General features: G+C 52.4%; 17 protein-coding genes. 8 read left to right on the top strand and 9 right to left on the bottom strand.

The annotated features are described in order from the left end of the window. The first annotated feature begins 44 nt into the window (after nucleotides 1-44). From pssA to vapC, 6 genes are all read left to right on the top strand, one after another. Nucleotides 45-1,388, top strand: coding sequence for a CDP-diacylglycerol--serine O-phosphatidyltransferase (pssA, locus tag WKJ03_RS07030; protein WP_337841466.1), 1,344 nt, complete (start codon nucleotides 45-47; stop codon nucleotides 1,386-1,388). A 551-nt stretch (nucleotides 1,389-1,939) separates the two neighbouring features. Next, entirely contained in the window at nucleotides 1,940-2,563 is a 624-nt protein-coding gene (locus tag WKJ03_RS07025) for a hypothetical protein (protein ID WP_337841465.1), read from the top strand. Nucleotides 2,564-2,738: 175 nt separating this feature from the next. Next, on the top strand, nucleotides 2,739-3,332 hold the full coding sequence (locus tag WKJ03_RS07020) for a hypothetical protein (protein WP_337841464.1): 594 nt from the start codon (nucleotides 2,739-2,741) through the stop codon (nucleotides 3,330-3,332). A gap of 62 nt (nucleotides 3,333-3,394) precedes the next feature. Further along, the gene (locus WKJ03_RS07015) at nucleotides 3,395-3,871 is read left to right on the top strand and encodes an NYN domain-containing protein (RefSeq protein ID WP_337841463.1); all 477 of its coding nucleotides are present in this window, start codon (nucleotides 3,395-3,397) and stop codon (nucleotides 3,869-3,871) included. Between the two features lie 168 nt (nucleotides 3,872-4,039). Further along, complete coding sequence (vapB, locus tag WKJ03_RS07010; protein ID WP_337841462.1) at nucleotides 4,040-4,270, top strand: type II toxin-antitoxin system VapB family antitoxin; 231 nt, start codon at nucleotides 4,040-4,042, stop codon at nucleotides 4,268-4,270. Next, nucleotides 4,270-4,677: a tRNA(fMet)-specific endonuclease VapC gene (gene vapC / locus WKJ03_RS07005; protein ID WP_337841461.1), complete on the top strand. Its 408-nt coding sequence runs from the start codon at nucleotides 4,270-4,272 to the stop codon at nucleotides 4,675-4,677. The genes vapB and vapC overlap by 1 nt, the downstream gene beginning before the upstream one ends. Before the next feature lie 37 nt (nucleotides 4,678-4,714). Here the strand turns inward: vapC and yjgA are convergent, their stop codons facing one another. Beyond that, complete coding sequence (yjgA, locus tag WKJ03_RS07000; RefSeq protein WP_337841460.1) at nucleotides 4,715-5,242, bottom strand: ribosome biogenesis factor YjgA; 528 nt, start codon at nucleotides 5,240-5,242, stop codon at nucleotides 4,715-4,717. A gap of 127 nt (nucleotides 5,243-5,369) precedes the next feature. Between yjgA and pmbA the strand changes: the two genes are divergently transcribed. Continuing rightward, nucleotides 5,370-6,716, top strand: coding sequence for a metalloprotease PmbA (gene pmbA / locus WKJ03_RS06995; RefSeq protein ID WP_337841459.1), 1,347 nt, complete (start codon nucleotides 5,370-5,372; stop codon nucleotides 6,714-6,716). A gap of 41 nt (nucleotides 6,717-6,757) precedes the next feature. Here pmbA and WKJ03_RS06990 read toward each other — a convergent pair whose 3' ends face one another. Together WKJ03_RS06990 and WKJ03_RS06985 are read right to left on the bottom strand one after the other, a co-directional pair. Then, nucleotides 6,758-7,210 (bottom strand): hypothetical protein, encoded by a 453-nt coding sequence (locus WKJ03_RS06990; protein ID WP_337841458.1) that lies wholly within the window; start codon nucleotides 7,208-7,210, stop codon nucleotides 6,758-6,760. 176 nt (nucleotides 7,211-7,386) lie between these two features. Further along, nucleotides 7,387-8,277 carry an AraC family transcriptional regulator gene (locus WKJ03_RS06985; protein ID WP_337841457.1) on the bottom strand — a complete coding sequence of 297 codons (891 nt, stop codon included), beginning with the start codon at nucleotides 8,275-8,277 and terminating at the stop codon, nucleotides 7,387-7,389. Nucleotides 8,278-8,418: 141 nt separating this feature from the next. Between WKJ03_RS06985 and WKJ03_RS06980 the strand changes: the two genes are divergently transcribed. Beyond that, the gene (locus tag WKJ03_RS06980) at nucleotides 8,419-9,147 is read left to right on the top strand and encodes an SDR family oxidoreductase (RefSeq protein ID WP_337841456.1); all 729 of its coding nucleotides are present in this window, start codon (nucleotides 8,419-8,421) and stop codon (nucleotides 9,145-9,147) included. A 93-nt stretch (nucleotides 9,148-9,240) separates the two neighbouring features. Here WKJ03_RS06980 and WKJ03_RS06975 read toward each other — a convergent pair whose 3' ends face one another. The 6 genes from WKJ03_RS06975 to WKJ03_RS06950 all read right to left on the bottom strand — a co-directional run bounded on the left by WKJ03_RS06975 (nucleotide 9,241) and on the right by WKJ03_RS06950 (nucleotide 17,032). After that, nucleotides 9,241-10,353 carry a serine hydrolase gene (locus tag WKJ03_RS06975; protein WP_337841455.1) on the bottom strand — a complete coding sequence of 371 codons (1,113 nt, stop codon included), beginning with the start codon at nucleotides 10,351-10,353 and terminating at the stop codon, nucleotides 9,241-9,243. A gap of 76 nt (nucleotides 10,354-10,429) precedes the next feature. Continuing rightward, nucleotides 10,430-10,804 (bottom strand): VOC family protein, encoded by a 375-nt coding sequence (locus WKJ03_RS06970; protein WP_337841454.1) that lies wholly within the window; start codon nucleotides 10,802-10,804, stop codon nucleotides 10,430-10,432. A 143-nt stretch (nucleotides 10,805-10,947) separates the two neighbouring features. After that, nucleotides 10,948-13,125 carry a M3 family metallopeptidase gene (locus tag WKJ03_RS06965; protein ID WP_337841453.1) on the bottom strand — a complete coding sequence of 726 codons (2,178 nt, stop codon included), beginning with the start codon at nucleotides 13,123-13,125 and terminating at the stop codon, nucleotides 10,948-10,950. Between the two features lie 174 nt (nucleotides 13,126-13,299). After that, the gene (locus WKJ03_RS06960; protein ID WP_337841452.1) at nucleotides 13,300-14,811 is read right to left on the bottom strand and encodes an ATP-binding protein; all 1,512 of its coding nucleotides are present in this window, start codon (nucleotides 14,809-14,811) and stop codon (nucleotides 13,300-13,302) included. Then, a complete protein-coding gene (locus tag WKJ03_RS06955; protein ID WP_337841451.1) occupies nucleotides 14,811-15,608 on the bottom strand; it encodes a transporter substrate-binding domain-containing protein in 798 nt (265 codons plus the stop codon). Before WKJ03_RS06955 ends, WKJ03_RS06960 begins: the two co-directional genes overlap by 1 nt. A 119-nt stretch (nucleotides 15,609-15,727) precedes the next feature. Then, on the bottom strand, nucleotides 15,728-17,032 hold the full coding sequence (locus WKJ03_RS06950) for a sugar MFS transporter (RefSeq protein WP_337841450.1): 1,305 nt from the start codon (nucleotides 17,030-17,032) through the stop codon (nucleotides 15,728-15,730). Nucleotides 17,033-17,094 lie beyond the last annotated feature (62 nt).

The raw sequence follows: 17,094 nt of genomic DNA, 5'->3' as shown, positions 1-17,094 counted from the left end.
CTACTCTGACCCCAAACTTTTTATGGAATGAGAACAGAGCCTGTATGTTACAGACCCTATTAAACCGTCGTCGTCTCGCCCGGTTAGCCAAAACCAATCTGGTGGCTGAAACCGTGTCGGTGCTGAACTCGGCGCTGGACTACAAACAAAAAGTGCTGGAGCTGATTGGCAGTGCGCAGCAACGCATTGTGATCACCGCTTTGTATTTGCAGGCCGACGAGGCCGGTGAAGAGGTTTTGCGTGCTTTATTCGAAGCCAAACAGCGCAACCCACAGCTGGATGTCACAGTTTATGTGGATTACCACAGAGCCCGGCGTGGTCTGATAGGGCAGGAAGGCGCCCGCACCAATAACGATTTTTACCGTGATATTGCCAAAGAGTACCCGCTGCCTATTCAAATCATTGGGGTGCCGGTAAAAAAGCGTGAGCTCTTTGGTGTGTTGCATTTGAAGGGGTTTGTGTTTGACCAGACGCTGCTGTACAGCGGCGCCTCGCTGAACAATGTCTACCTGGCGCAACAAGGCCGTTACCGCGCCGACCGTTATTTGCTGCTGAGCAATAAAGCACTGACCGACGCTGTGGTACACACCCACCAGCAGTTGTTTGGCGACGCCGAACAAACACCGTTGTTGCTGAGCGACGAAAGCCTGTTAAAAGACGCTGCCAAAAAACAAAGCCGCAACTGGCTGAAACACGCCAAAACCATGCACTACGGTTTAGCGGACAATGCCGACGCGCCGCTGCGTGCGGCTTTGTTAATGGGGCTGGGCCGGCGCGACAATGAGCTCAATACCAGTATTCTGGCCATGCTGGCGCTGGCGCAGCGCGACGTGTTTATTTACACGCCTTACTTTAACCCGCCACTGGCCTTGTCGCGTGCGCTGCGTAAGTGCCTGAAGCGTGGGGTGCAGGTGACTATTGTGGTGGGCGACAAAACCGCCAACGATTTCTACATTCCGCCCGGCCAGCGTTTTAGCCGTATCGGTGCTTTGCCTTATCTGTACGAAACCATTTTGCGTAAGTTTCTGCGCGCCAATCAGAAGTTTATTGATGCAGGTTTGCTGACGGTGAAACTGTGGAAACATCAAGACAATAGTTACCACCTGAAGGGCTTAAGTGTGGACGGTGACAAGCACCTCTTTACCGGCCATAACCTGAACCCACGCGCTTTTGCGCTGGATTTTGAAAATGGCATTTATGTGGAAGACGAGCTGCAGCAGTTAAAGCCGGTGCTGGAGCAGGAAAAAGCGGTGATCACCGCCCACGCCAAAGCCATTCACCATTACCGCGACATCGAAACCTTAAGCGATTACCCGGAAGCCGTGCAAAAGCTGCTGGCCCGCATCGGCCGCATCGGCGGCACCTTAGTGGTCAAGCGGCTGATTTAAGCCGCTGCTACCATCCGGTTGCTGTGGTAGGGGGCGGAGTCGGGGCGCAGTTTACTGCGCCCTTTAATCCTGCGCCCTTTAAACCAATGCTTTAAACCCAGCGCTGATGTTTGTATTCCCATCAGGTGGCAGCGCAAACCAGCCTCCGGCAACTACTGCGTTCGCCCGTTCGCGCCTGTCCCTTTTGTTCTCTGGGCTCACTTTTATATTGCTTACTCCGCAATTACCAATGTCTGTTTTGCTGGATGGTCACGTTGTGCCAACAACTGACTAATACTGATCGGCATTGCCTTAAATAGTTTCGATAAGTCCCAAAACTACTGATGAAAAAAACAGCCAACCACCATGAATTAAATTCCGGACAACTCGCGTACAGCGAGTGCGTATTTTGCCCGGCTGGCCTTTGGCTGATTCGAAAAAATTGGTTGAAAAATAGGTACTTCGGCATTAGCTTGGTATAAGTAAAAATCAGCAAAGAAGGCAAAAAGACTTCCGACTTGCGGGCGTTTAGCCTTTGAATAAGCGTTAGCATTTTTGTCGGAGATTATGGCTTGGCTCGAGCAACAAAAATTCAATTGCAAGATTCTATCATTGACGCTTTGGAAAGAGCTTCCAGTGAAGCTTTCGAAAAATCCGGTGTTCATATTCGTAAAATGCCAGAGTATTTTTTAAATGTTTTCATAGCAAATGAGCTTTCCAATAAGTTTCCGACACTTGGTTATAGACTCGAGATGCCTGTTAAAGAGGCTTTAAATGAGTTTGGCCTAGAGGATTATATAAATCCAAATGAACTCAGAATAAATGGAAAATTTGATATAGCAATCATTAGCCGAAACTCAAGGAAACTGAGGCATATTATTGAAGTGAAGCGTTCATTAAGTAAACTACAGCTACTTAAAGAGTCAAAAAGATTAAAGGCTTTAGCTGCGGAACAACATCAATCGAAGCGACTCGAAACCGGTTATATTGCTGCAATTAGCAGATTGGGTTCAACAGCAAGAAGTTATGATGTCGACCAATTGCTGGATACACGACTAGGGTTTTTATCTGATCAGCTAGGTGATGCTGTGAATGTGAGTTGCAGATATAAAGTCATGGAAGCAGGATCTTATGGTTTTGCCCCCAGCACATCATTACTCCTAACAGTATTTTGTATCAAAAAAGCTTATAAATAGCGTTATTCATGTGCTAACAAGCAAATTTTATCGCCAGCAAAAAGCGCTGGCTGCGACGTCAACCCGCTGCGCGGCTTTCCGCGCTAAATTTGGGCGTTAGGAAATTAAAATGGCATCGTTCGTAGGAACCAACAAAGAATTCCGTAGGTATATAGGCCCGAGGTTGAGAAACCTTGTGCAGCAATTTACCAAAAGCCATAAAGCTGAAGTTTCCGCTTGTGAGCACTGTGGTTCAAAGGAAAATCTAGAGTCTGCTCATGTGCATGGACGAGATAGGAATGAAATAATAGATTTGATCCTCAAGGATTATACCTACAACGGTGTTGCGACCGTGGATATTGAAAAGTTTGAAGAACGATTCAAAGACGAACATTTTCCTTTAGAGAGATCAATTCTGATTCTTTGTCAGCCTTGCCATAAAAATTACGACAATAGTATTCCAGTAAATGATAAAGCAGACATATCGGACTGGCAGGAAATTACAGGTCCGCTTTCAGAGGTGATTAGATCTCGCACAGATTATCTACCGATAACACTAGAGCCTGGAGATCCTGAGCTTTTCAAGCAAGAGCTTTTAGTAACAAAGCTCGCAGAAATAGAGACGACTTACAAAGACGGCCGAATAGAAACAAAAAAATGGAATGCGGCCAATTTTGGAAGTTCGTCAAACGTCTTTGGCAATTTGCGTTCTCGCTTTGAGTTTAGAGCTGGAAATTGGCAAGACAAAGATATTGTAAAAGTTCATGTGAGGATCAAGCGCAATGCTTAACAAGCCAATGCACGCGGAGCTAGCTCCGCTGCTTGGGGAGTTACGCTGGATAGGAATAGAAATTGAAGAAGATTGCCATCTTTGTCGATGTTCAGAATGTCTACTACACCACACGGCAGGCGTATGGGCGTAATTTCGATTACAACAAGTTTTGGGCTGTTGTGACCGAAAACAGAGAGGTGGTTAAAGCTATTGCCTATGCAATAGATAAGGGCGACAAGAAGCAACGGGAGTTTCAGAATATTCTGCGGGCCATTGGCTTCGACGTGAAATTAAAGCCATTTATTACCAGAGCGGACGGGTCTGCAAAAGGGGATTGGGATGTCGGTATCACTATAGACGTGCTCGATTACTCGGCAGATGCCGATGTGGTGGTGCTGGTGTCCGGAGATGGCGACTTTGACCGGCTGGTTGACCGCGTGCGCACAGACAGCAGCAAAGAGGTTGAGGTGTATGGCGTTCCAGAGTTAACAGCCACCTCACTTATAAACGCCGCCAGCCAATTTGTGCCCATTGAACAGGAGCTTTTGTTAGCTTAGCCAGTTGTGGCGAGGTGATTACTGCGCCAACTTGAGCGGGCGAACACCGCAGTTGCCAGCCACCTGCTGTGCATTCCCAGTCACCTTTACAAGGTATATACCATTGACATATCCCTGCTCGGCTTCTAGCATGGGATATGTCAGTGGTATATACAGTGAGAGGGGTTTATGGAAAGGGCCAGTATTTTTAAAAGTAACAAAAGCCAGGCGTTGCGTTTACCTAAACCTGTGGCTTATCCGGATTCAGTGAAGCAGGTAGATATTGTGATTCAGGGCCGTGCCCGCATTATCACTCCGGCAGGAGAATCCTGGGATAGCTGGTTTGATGGTGAAGGAGTGTCTGACGACTTTATGCTGGATAGGGAGCAAGCTGAAGCTCAGGAACGTGAGTCATTCTGATGCTGAAATATATGCTCGACACTAACATTGCTATCTATACCATCAAAAATAAACCGCTCGAAGTCAGGGAGGCATTTAAAGCCCATGATGGTCAGCTTTGTATTTCCTCAATTACCCTGATGGAGCTGATTTACGGTGCGGAAAAATCAGCAGCTGTTGCGCGTAACTTACGGGATATTGAAGGGTTCGCTGCCCGGTTGGAGGTGTTGCCGTATGACAATGCTGCTGCGGCACATACGGGGCAATTAAGAGCTGAACTGAAAAAAACCGGCCGGCCAATTGGCCCTTACGATGAAATGATTGCAGGCCATGCCAGAGCCTTGGGGCTCATACTGGTGACCAATAACACCAAGCAGTTTGAACAGGTGCCAGGGCTTCGGCTGGATAACTGGGTGAGCGCCAGTTAACAAAAGGCCGTCTGAGTAGACGGCCCTGTGCGTTTAATTACTCTTCCAGAATGGCGGGTTTAATCAGCTGGAACAGCTCGCGGTAGGCTTTGGGCGGCTGGTTTTTTTCCTGCTCTTTTTTCGCGTTGCGAATTAAGGTGCGCAGCTGCTGAATATCCACTTGCGGGTACTGGGCAATAAAGTCGGTCACTGCATTGCTGTCGGCAATCAGTTTGTCGCGCCAGTCTTCCACTAAATGAAACTTGCGGGTGGCGGCCTGGTTGGTGTTGCGGATCAGCGCCAGCGCCCGTTCAATAGGTTCAATGTCGCGGGTGCGCATCAGGCGGCCGATAAACTGCACATGGCGGCGCAGCGCTTCACGTTTGCTCTTCAGCTTGTCGGCCAGTGCCAGCGCGTCTTTCAGTTCGTCGTCCATCTCAATTTTGGCGCGGGCCACCGGGCTTAATGCAATCAGCTCTTCCCCCAAAGCCTGCAACTGGTGCATCTCTTTTTTCACCTGGGTTTTGCTTTTGCCTTCTTCGACATCCCAGTCATCGCCATGGGTAAAGTCGGTCATATCTGCCATAAATCTTGCTCTGTCGCCGGTAAAATTGCGCTAAGTATACCGCAACGCCGTTCTGGCGGCGAGCAGGCAAATGACGGCCCGCAGGCGGCTGTGGTAAGCTTTGGCAAAATTTTTTCCGGGTGACCTTATGAGTACGACAAGCACTGAGATTTGGCAGGAACTGGACGAAGTAAAAGCCGCAGTAATGCAGGTGTTGCAGCATGCCAAAACCTTGGGCGCTACCAGCGCCGAAGCCTCGATGAACCGCACCCGCGGCCTGAGTGTAGAAACCCGCCATGGTGAGGTGGAAACGGTGGAGTTTAACCAGGACGGTGGCCTCGGCATCAGCGTCTATGTCGGGCAACGCAAAGGCTCGGCCTCTACGGCTGATTTAAGCCCGGCAGCCTTAAAACGCACAGTGGAAGCGGCGGTGGATATTGCCCGTTATACCTCCGAAGACCCCTATGCCGGTTTGCCAGACGCTGCCGCACTGGAGCATAACCCGCCGGATCTGGACCTGTTTCACCCGGCTGCGGTCAGCACAGAGCAGGCGATTGACTGGTGTAAAGCCGCTGAAGACGCCGCCTTTGCTGTGGACAAACGTATTACCAACTCCGAAGGTGCCTCCTTTACCTCACACCAGGGCCTGAAGGTGTATGGCAACAGCCATGGCCAGATGGTGGGCTACCCGTCCAGCCGCCACAGCTTAAGCTGCGTGGTGATAGGCGAAGAAGGCGAGGATATGCAGCGCGACTACAGCTACAGCGTGGCGCGTGAGCTGGGCGAGCTGATGAGCCCGGCACAGATTGGCCGGCAAGCGGCAGAAGAAACCGTCGCCCGCTTAAATGGCCGTAAACTGGGCACTCAGAAGGTTCCGGTCATTTTCCGCGCCGACATTGCCAGCAGTCTGTTCGGTCACTTGGTGTCGGCCATCAGCGGTGGCGCTATTTACCGCAAGTCCAGCTTTTTGCTGGATAAAGTAGGTCAGCCGGTGATGTCGGACACAGTGACCATTCTGGAGCGGCCGCACATCCGGCGTGGCCTGGCGTCCAGCCCGTTCGACAGCGAAGGGGTGAAAACCACAGACCGTACCATTCTGGAAGCCGGGGTACTGACCGGTTACCTGACCACCAGTTATTCTGGTCGCAAGCTGGGGTTGCCAAGCACGGGCCATGCCGGTGGTATTCATAACTGGCTGGTGCAGCATGGTGACGCCGATTTAGCCCAGCTGTGCCGCGATATGGGCACTGGCCTGTTGGTGACCGAGCTGATGGGCCAGGGCGTCAATACAGTGACGGGCGATTATTCGCGTGGCGCTGCGGGTTTCTGGGTCGAAAACGGTGTGATCACTTACCCGGTGTCGGAAATTACTATTGCTGGCACCTTGCAGCAGATGTTTATGGACATTCAGGCCATTGGTAAAGACGTGGACCCGCGCGGCGGTGTGCTGACCGGCTCCGTCTTGCTGGGCCAGATGCAAATTGCCGGGCACTAATGCAGGCCGGGCTGGCTGAACCAGCCCGGAACATCAGGCACTCAGGCGGCAGCAGTGGCCGCTGCTTTCGGCTGATAAATATAGTGTTTCACGGCATAGCCCCAGGGCATAGCGACAATAGCCAATACCACAGGGACAAAGACTTCCACCAGGCCTTCTGCTTCACTGCCAGCCAATTGGTCACGGGACCACAGGGGGTAAGCGACAGTGATCAGCCAGGTCACTTTGTAGATAATTTCCAACAGCAACACAGGCAGCATTTTTAATGGCTTAAACAGCCCGAGAAATGCCATTACCGCGAATGCACCCCAGACACTCCAAATCACGGCCTCACGTGGCCCAACAGTGCTGATATCGTAAAGAATAAAAGACCAGGCTGTGTGGCCCATGACGGCAAACATCAGCAAATACAATAATCTGAGTAAATAAATATTGATGCGACGCACCCCTTCATAGTGCACGTGGTCGCGGCGGAAAATATACCAATAATCCATTTTTTATCCTTGGGTTGACTGTTGCTTGCAGCGCAAGCTGAGCAACCAATGTACAACGGCCGGTGCTGTTGTGGTATGGGTGCAATATTTTGTTACATTAAATTAACTTCGTTTCGGTGCGTGGGGGGGGGAGTGCCAGTTGCCACGGACTTGGGTTACCCTATGCCCAATCCGTTTCAGGGCCTGAGCAGGGCTATATCCCGTGCCGGCGGCTGGCCAAACATCCTGCTGTATTCGCGGCTGAACTGGGACGGGCTTTCATAGCCCACCTGGTAAGCGGTGCGGGTTGCATCCAGGCGCTGGCTCAGCATCAGGGTGCGGGCTTCCATCAACCGCACGGATTTCTGAAACTGCAGCGGACTCATATGGGTGACCGCCTTAAAATGGGCGTGAAAGGACGACACACTCATGCCCGCCTGGCTGGCCAGCTCCTCGATGCGGATGGGCTGGTGGTACTCTTTACGCAACTTCTGAATGGCGGCTGCAATACGCTGGGTGGGCGTTCCGTGCAGGGAAATCTGTGCTATGGCATGGCCGTGTTCGCTTTGCAGCATACGGTAATGCAGTTCGCGCACCAGGGCTCCTCCCAATACCGGAATATCTTCAGGCTGCCGGACCAGGTTGAACAGCCGCAGCAGGCTTTGGGTCATGGCCGGGCCCGCTTCGCCGATAAACAAGGCCGGCCCGGCTTTTTTACTGGCTCTGGCCAGCTGTGGCAGCTGCAGCAACAACTCAGACAGCAGGCGTGTATCAATAGTGAGTTGGATCACATAATAAGGCGCGTCTGCAGAGGCTTGGGTGACGGTGCCAATCACAGGCAGATCCACCGAGGCCACCAGAAACTGCAGGGGGCCATAACTGAGCAGCTCCGGGCCAAGCATCACTGTCTTCCGACCCTGCACAATAATACAAATACAAGGTTCATAGACAGCCGGCATCACTGTGCCTGGTTTGGACACCTTGTAACAGAATAAACCTGGCACCGGCGTGCCATTCAGCCCTTCCTGCATGGCCGTCTGTTGCACCAGATGCAGCAATGGCTGCTGCAGTTCCGCAGGGTTCATCATCTTTTCCTTCAGTTTTGGAGAATTAGGCAATCATAACGCAGCTTTGGGTATCCGTCATCCGGCGCTGCGGGCTTAGCATAACAGCCATCGGGAAGCACTGAGCTTACCCCGAATAACCAGCGAATTATAAGGAGCCTTGTTATGTCAGCTAATCAATCCAAAGTCATTCTGATCACTGGTGCCAGCAGCGGTATTGGTGAAGCCACAGCCCAGGTTCTGGCCCGTGCTGGCCACAAAGTGATGCTGGCCGCGCGCCGGACAGACCGCCTGGACGCCATAGTGCAGAGGATCAGGCAAGAAGGCGGCAATGCCAGCGCTTATCGCCTTGATGTGGTATCCCGTGACAACTTTAAGGCTGTCGTGGCGGCCATTCAGGCCGAACATGGCGCGTTGGACGTCCTGGTGAATAACGCCGGTATTATGCCGCTGGCTCCTATGGCAGCCCTGCATGCCGAGGAGTGGGATCAGATGATCGACGTAAATATCAAAGGGGTACTCAATGGTATTGAAGCCGTGCTGGCGGGAATGGAGCAGCGTGGCGGCCATATTATCAATATCGCGTCTATTGCAGCTCATAATGTGTTTCCAACAGCGGCTGTTTATTGTGCCACCAAGTTTGCGGTGCGGGCTATTTCAACCGGGCTGCGGCTGGAGACGACTAAGGTGCGGGTGACCACAGTGTCTCCTGGTGTGGTGGAAAGTGAGCTGGCAAACACCACCACAGACCAGGCGACCAAAGCCTGGCTGGAAGAGTTTCGCAAAGTGGCGTTAAAACCTGAAGCCATTGCCAACGCAATTGCCTATGCAATAGCTCAACCTGCAGATGTCAATGTGGACGAGCTGATAGTGCAGCCAATTCAGGGCCGTTAACCGGGTTCTGGAAGGGGGGCGGGTTGAGTGTCTCAAGACAGACGACAAGACCCGCCTCCTGTTTCAGCGCATCACCAGAACAGCACCGCTGAACTACAAGGCCGCCTGAAGGACCAGTTCGGCCAGAGCCAGGGCAGTTTGTTCCTGTGTGGCCGTGACATTCTGATGATTCTGCAAAATGGTCACCACCAGGTCTAAATCCGGCGCCAGGATCACAAACTGTCCACCATAACCCCAGGCGACCCGAACCTGCTGTCCAGCCAGTTGCCCTACCCACCACAGATACCCATAACCAGTCAGTTGCATTGGCCCCAAAGTGCGCTGCAGCTGAACCTGAGGTGCACTTGCTTCTGCCAGCCAATAGGCCGGGATCAGCTGTTGCTGTTGCCAGTAGCCCTGCATCAGCACCACCCCAATTTTGGTCAGATCCCTGGCGGTCAGACTGAGCCCTGCACTGCCATTGTTATGGCCATCGGCGAATTTTTCCCAACTCCATTGATTGATTCCAACAGGAGTAAACAAAAACTGTCTGGCATAGTCTTCGGCCGATAGCCCTGTTTGCTGCTGCAATGCAACGGAAATCAGGTCACTGGCGCCTGAGTTGTAATTAAAACGGCTGCCTGCGGTACTGCTTTGCGGTCGTTGCAGCACATAGAGTACAGGCTCGGCAGCCAACACCCAGTTGTTGTAACCGGCCGCAGTACTTTCATCCCAATCCAGACCACTGGTCATGGTCAACAAGTGCCAGAGGCGGATATCGGCTTTATCGCTGAGTAACGGCAGGTAACGGGCTGGCATCAGTTCGCTTAGAGGCTGCTGCACCGACTGCAGCTCCTGCCGTTCAATGGCAATTCCGGTCAAAGCGCCCAGCAGGGTTTTGGTCACTGAGCGTAGCTGCAACAAATCCTGCTGGGATTTTCCGGCGAAATAGGCTTCGGCCACCAGAGCACCACGTCGTGCCACCAGCATGGCAAAACAGGAAGGCAAGCCTGCAGCTTGCTGATAAGCCTGATTGAGCCGCGTTGGATCCATGGCCGCAGATTGGGCGGACAGAACAGGCCAGCCCGGAGCCTGGCTGACCTGCCAGTTGACCGCCGTCTGCACTGGAGGCGCTGTGGGGGTGGATGCTGTTTCTCCACCTCCACCACAGCCAGCAAGGGCCCATAAGAGCCAAAGGGTCAGCAAGCTAAAACCTAATGTGTTCATCGCCGGACTCCTGTGTTGTCGAATTCAGTGTAGCGATGAAATCCAGACCCAGGCTGAACAGCCAAACACTTAAGCTTCAGCGTTTTTCTTCCATCAAGCCAACCAGGTTGCCATCCGGGTCTTTTAAAAAACCAATCCAAAGTTCGTGATCAGGCATTCTGGCGGTTAATTGCGGCTCGCGAAAGCCATTAGCGCCCTTAGCTAGCGCAGCCTGATAAAAGGCTTCCAGTTCAGTCACCTGAAAATATGGAATGGAGTTTTTACCAACCTCGCCGGCACCTTGCGGTGTGGAGAGCATCAGCCGGGTAGTGCCCGCTTGCAAAAAAGCCAGCTGTTCATTGGGTGCAAACAAAAAATCCAGCCCGAGCCGATCGCGATAAAACTGCAGTGCTGTACTGACATCGCTGACGGTGATCGCCAACTGGCCTAATCCGGTGATTTTGTTGGTCATGGGGTCTCTCTTCTACAGGGGAGTGGGTGGCGGCCTTATTCAATCATAAGCCGCAGCAGAGGCAAAGAAAAAGCCAGTCAGGTAAATGACTGGCTTTCAGACACAATCACCAGGGGCGCTTGCCCCTGGGGTTGAACCGGGCTTTAGTTAATACCGGTTTTTAAACCGCGACGGATTAACAGCGCGTCTGTGGTCGGTTCCTGACCACGGAAGGCTTTGTAGGCTTCCATTGGGTCTTTGGTGTCGCCAATAGACAGAATGTTTTTACGGAAGTTAATGCCGTTTTCCAGCTTCAGACCACCTTGTTGCTGTACAAAAGCGTACGCATCAGCGGCCAGAATTTCGGACCACATATAGGCGTAGTAGCTGGCAGAGTAACCACCGGCAAACACATGGGCAAAATACGGCGACTTGTAACGTGGTGGAACGGCCGGAATATCAATGCCGTGTTTTTTCAGCGCTGCGGCTTCAAACTGCTGTACGTCCTGCAGCGGCGCGTCGGCTGGCAAGGAGTGCCATTCCATATCCACTAAGGCAGCGGCCATATATTCCAGCGTGTCGAAGCCCTGGTTGAAGCTGCGTGACTTGATGATTTTCGCCAGCAGTTCAGCCGGAATGGCTTCGCCGGTTTTGTAGTGTTTGGCGTAGTTACCAATCACGTCCGGGTGGGCCGCCCAGTCTTCCTGGAAGGTTGACGGGAATTCAACGAAGTCGCGTGATACCGAAGTGCCTGACTGTGACGGGTATTTCACATCAGAAAACAGGCCGTGCACCGCATGACCAAATTCGTGGAAGATGGTGGTGACGTTGTCATAGCTGACCAGGGTTGGTTCGCCGGCCGCGCCTTTAGGAATATTCATCACATTGACCACGACAGGTTTCTTGTTCAGCAGCTCGCTTTGGTCCACGAAAGAGCTCATCCAGGCGCCACCACGTTTGCCTTCACGGGCAAAGTAGTCGGCATAGAAAATCGCCATGCTGGTGCCGTCGGCGTCGAACACTTCATAGGCTTTCACATCCGGGTGGTACACCGGCAGATCTGGCCGTGGTTTTAAGGTGATACCAAACAGCTTGTTCATGGTGAACAGCAGGCCGTCGTTAAAGACGCGGTCAAACTCAAAGTACTGACGCACTTCGTTTTCATCCAGGTCGTATTTGGCTTTACGCACTTTCTCCGCGTAGAACTCCCAGTCCCAGGGTTGCAGCTCAAAGTCACCACCGGTTTCTTTGATCATTTCCTGAATGGCCGCTGCTTCTTTTTTGGTGTTTTCCACTACGGCAGGCACCATAGAGCCCAGCATGTCATAGACAGCTTTTGGTGTTTTCGCCATGGTGGGTTCTAACTGATAGTCTGCCCAGCTGTTGAAGCCCAACAGTTTGGCACGTTCGGCACGCAGCTGAGCTAAACGGGCCACTATAGGTTGCTGGTCGGTTTCACCTGAAGTACCGCGGTTGGCCGAAGCTTCCCAGATTTTTTTCCGCAGCTCGCGGTTTTCCAGTTGAGCCAGTACCGGCTGACGGGTGGTGTTGGTCAGTTCAATAATGAATTTGCCTTCCTGACCACGGGCTTTGGCGCCTTCAGCTGCAGCGGCAATTTCCGCTTCAGACAAACCAGCCAGGTCTTCTTTTTTGTCGACAAAGACTGCGATGTCTTTGGTGATCTTCATCAGGTTTTGCTGATACTTGTTGGTCAGCTTGGATTGTTCTTCATTCAGGGCGCGGATCTGGGTTTTTTGCTCTTCAGTCAGCAAAGCACCGGCGCGGACAAAACTCTCATAGCGGTCTTCCACCAGGCGGGTGGCGGCTTCGTCCAGGCCTAAGGTGGCACGGGCGTCATAAATGCTTTTGATACGGGCGAACAGTTTCGGGTTCAGGCTGATATTGTCTGAGTGCGCCGCCAGTTTGGGGGCCAGCTCAGCCTGAATTTTCTGAATTTCAGGGTTGCTGATAGTACCGGTCATATTAAAAAACACACCGGCAGCGCGGTTTAACAGTTCACCGCTTTTTTCCATCGCGACAATGGTATTGTCAAAAGTCGCAGCTTCAGTGCTGTTGGCAATGACTTCAATTTCAGCCAGGTGCTGCTTCATGCCCTCTTCAATGGCTGGCTGGTAGTGCTCCACTTTAATTTGATCGAATGGTGGTGCTTCATACTGCAGCGGGCTCATGGTCAGCAATGGGTTGCTGCTGGTGGCCGCAGCGGCTTCCGGTGCTGGTGCTGCCTGTTCAGCCACAGTGGTGCTGGTTTGTTCTGGTTGTTTTGAGCAGGCGGCTAATACCACCGCGGCGCCAATGGCGCTGGCAATCAGAGTTTTGCGCATTTGAATTCTCCCTTTGGACCTTAATGAGGTTAAATTTTTTTGTAATGGACGAGCTGCAATAATGTAACACTATAACTGGTCGAGTATGCCAAAAGCTGCCCTGAAAAAACAGGTTTTGCAATAGACGGCTGACTTCGTGGGATAAAAGGAGTGCCAGTGCGCACAGCGGTGTATTCAGGCCTTTGGCAAACTAAACCAGAACAGGCTGCCTCCGCCAGGGGCGGATTCATAGCCGGCATCCCCTTTCAGTTTCAGCATAATGCGTTTCACGATAGATAAACCCAGACCATGGCTGCTGTGTGCACTGGACTGAAACTGGTTAAATTCAGTAAACAGATCTGCCACTTTCTCAGCCGGTACGCCACTGCCATAGTCCCGCACCCAATACTTCACCTGCGAGCCTGCAGCTGTAGCACCCAGTTCAATACGAGCTGAAGGGCCAGCATATTTAATCGCATTGGACAGGTAATTCACCCAAACTTCTTCCAGCCATTGGGAGTGGCCGACGCACGAGGGTAATTCTGCAGTCAGCGACAGGCAGGCGTTTTCCTGGCTGGCAAAATCTGCCAGCCGTTGCATGGCTTCCTGAGCGCTCTGTTGCATATCGACCACACTGGTTTCCAACTGTTGTTCACTGCGGATACTGGCCAGTTGCAACAGTGCATTGATAATGTCGTTCATCTTCATCGCTGAGTTTTTAATCTGCAGCAGAAACTGCTTTTGTTGTTCCAGTTGCAGCGTCAGTTCAGGTTGTGACAACAGGGTCGAAGCGCCGATCAGGCTGGTCAGCGGGTGTTTTAAATCGTGAGCGACGGTATGGGCATAAGCATTCAGTTCGGCGTTTTGTTCTTCCAGTTCCTGAGATTGGCGCTGCAACAGCTCGGTTTTTTGCTGCAAGAGTTGAGTGCGTTCCGTCACTAACTGCTCCAGATGGTGCTGATGTCGACGCAATTCATGTTCTACCTGCTCACGTTGGGTAAATTCCTGCGTAATACGGTGTTGCATCTGGTTAATGGCCTGCACCACCAAATCCAGTTCATCCGGTTTTTTGGGTGGTTCCCTGTCCAGTTTCAGTTCATGCTCAGGTTGATTCAGATCCAAATGCGCTGCGTAATTGGCCACCTGATCCAGATGTTTGCTGATCCAGTGATGAAACAACCACCACAGCAGCAGTGCACCCAACACCATAGAGGTTAAGGTACTGACTGCCACAGCCACTGCATAACCCTGTATTTGGGCTGTCACCGCCTCTGAACTGAGCTGAACCTCCAGCTCTCCGACTTTATGGCGTTGCTGGCTGTCGACGTCGGTGTAATACAACTGGTAATGGCGCTGGTTCAGTACGTCATCATCCGGAGTTTTCTGCAGCCTCAGCTGACGGCCCAGTTCGTCGCGCAGCGTCAGGCCGTTGACCTCGGGTAATCTTTGCAGACTTTGCAATTGAGACTGGATCCGGGTTTCATCTATAGTCCAGAGCGCTTCGGACAGCATTGGCACAAAGACCTGTTCAATTTCGACCAGCCGTTGTTCGGCCTGCTGTCGGGCGTTCTGATAATAAATCGAAAGTTGTAGTGCGGTGATCAGCACGGCAGTCACCAAAGTCCAGACCAGCACAGCCGACACCATGCGGGCACCCAGACTCTGGTTGGTGGCTTTGAAAGGTAAAAGTCTGAACTGAGGCATCATCAGTAGCCCTGCTGTGGGTCAAACCATAAGGCTCTGTCTTGCAGCGGCGTTTCCGCCGGTAACAAGGGGTTGGTCAATGGCACAATAATCCGGTTTGCCAGGTCGGCCTTTTGCAGGACCTCAGAGAAATGCTGCAGAAACAGCTGTTTCATACTGCCATCCTGCATCGCCAGCCGAAGCCCTTTTTCAATACTGTCTGCCAGCGCTTTATTGTCTTTTTGCACAAAGAAATACAAGGCGGCAGGGTAATACAGTACCAACTGAGGGGCCACCTGCAAGTTCAGTTGGGGTCTGCTGTGCAGTTCAGGCCAAATCTCAGTCACGGAGCGGGGGAAATAATCGACCCGTTTTGACTGCAACATATCAAACATACCGGCAAAGCTGTTGCTGTTAAATACTTTGAAGTGATTGCTTTTCAGAATGGCGTAGTCAGGCCAGTCCAGACCCTGCACAGTGCTTAACTCTTTCAGTTGCCAGGGTGGCAAGGCAGAAAAGCGTGTTTGATCCCCGGCACGGATCAGTAACAGGCGCCAGCCAATCAGGCCCCGGTCTATTGGAATACGGATGGGGCGAAGTTGTCGTTCCCGTTCAGGTGAGGTCATGGTCCAGACCAGATCCACCCCCTGAGCCAGCTCCAGCTGGCGCAGGGTGCGGTATTGCGACATCAGCAGCTCGGAGGGAATGGCTTCGTAGGACTGGCCACTTTTGGCCAGCGCCAGCTGTAATAAGGCAATGGGGTAATGGCCCCGCTCGTCAGCAGCCATGGCTTTGGGCCAGGCATAAACGACCTTCTGCACTGCGGCGAAGCAGTCAGCGCACAACCACCAACAACAGAACAGCCAGCACCAGCGCATCAGGTTAGCCTTACTTAACTCCTTACCCCTACAGACGAATTTATCAGAAGCCTGGCTGAAAATCAGCGCCTTTTATGACCAAGAAGCGCGTAATAAAAAATCATCGCGTAGCAGGGCAACAGCAACCAATAGGCCGCCTGATTGCTGCTCTGTCCGGCCAGATAACCATAGAAAAGCGGCAGCACGGCACCACCGGCTATGCCCATAATCAGCAATGCCGAGGCGGTTGCGGTTAAGGCGCCTAAGCCCTGCAATGCCAGCGGCCAGACGGCGGGCCAGACCAGCGCATTGGCCAGGCCCAGCAGCGCCAGATAAAACACCGGGTCCGGAATGGCGGCAATGCCGAGCCAGCCAGTGAAGAGATCGGCCAGCAGGGTACGTTCTGGGCTGGAGTACAGTACACCGGCACTGAACAGCAAGCCTAACACCGCAGAGGCCAGCAGAGCCTGCGGCTGGGTGATCCATCTTGGGATCAAGGTGATGCCCAGCAGATAACCCAACACCATAAAGGCCATGGTGTAGGAGGTCAGAATGCCGAACTGAGCTACACCCAGCTGTTGTCCGAATAAACCTATGCTGTCCCCTGCAATCACTTCCACCCCGACATAACAGAATAACGTCAGGGCGCCGAGCCAGACTTGCGGATAGTGCCGCAATTCGCTCCAGCGCGCTGATTGGTCAGGCTGCTGTTCAAAATCCAGTTTAGGTAAAGGCGCCCACCAGACAAACAAGGTCAGGGCGCTTAGCACCAACGCCATCAGCAGATAGGGTTGTACTAACCGCTCTGATAATTGCGCCAGCAGCAGTTGTTTTTGTTCTGGTTGCAGGGCTGCTAATGCACTGTCGCTGTAGGCGTCCATCCCTGTCAGCACCCAGGCACTGAACAGCAGCGGCACAATAAAACCGGCGCCTTTGTTCACTATGCCCATGCAGCTGATCCGCATGGCGGCGCTTTCGCGTGGGCCGACGCAGATAATGTAAGGATTGGTGGCGGTTTGCAATAACGTCAGCCCAGTACCAAGCACAAATAACGCCAGCAGAAACAGCCCAAAGGCTCCCGTCAGCGCGGCTGGTATAAACAGCAGGGCTCCGGCCACCATCACCGCCAGGCCCAGCACCATGCCTTGTTTATAACCATAACGGGCCAGCAGGCCAGAGACCGGCAGCGCCATCACAAAATAGGTAATGTAAAATACAAAAGCCACCAACATAGCCTGAAACTCATTGAGCTGGCAGGCAATTTTCAGAAAAGGGATCAGGGCCCCGTTCAGCCAGGTGACAAAACCAAAGATAAAAAATAACACCCCAATCAGCAGCATGGGCAGCAGGCTGCTGTGAGGTGCTGGTGTAACAGCTTCGTGTTGCATGGCACATTCCCCGTTTTATACCCGTCGTACCTGAGGCTGCGACTTGGCTGACTGCACCAGCC

Origin of the sequence: Rheinheimera sp., assembly GCF_037442525.1 — a bacterium.
In the GTDB taxonomy this organism is placed as follows: Bacteria; Pseudomonadota; Gammaproteobacteria; order Enterobacterales; family Alteromonadaceae; genus Pararheinheimera.
Note: the sequence above shows the minus strand (reverse complement) of the source record. Positions and strands in the feature narration are given on the sequence as shown.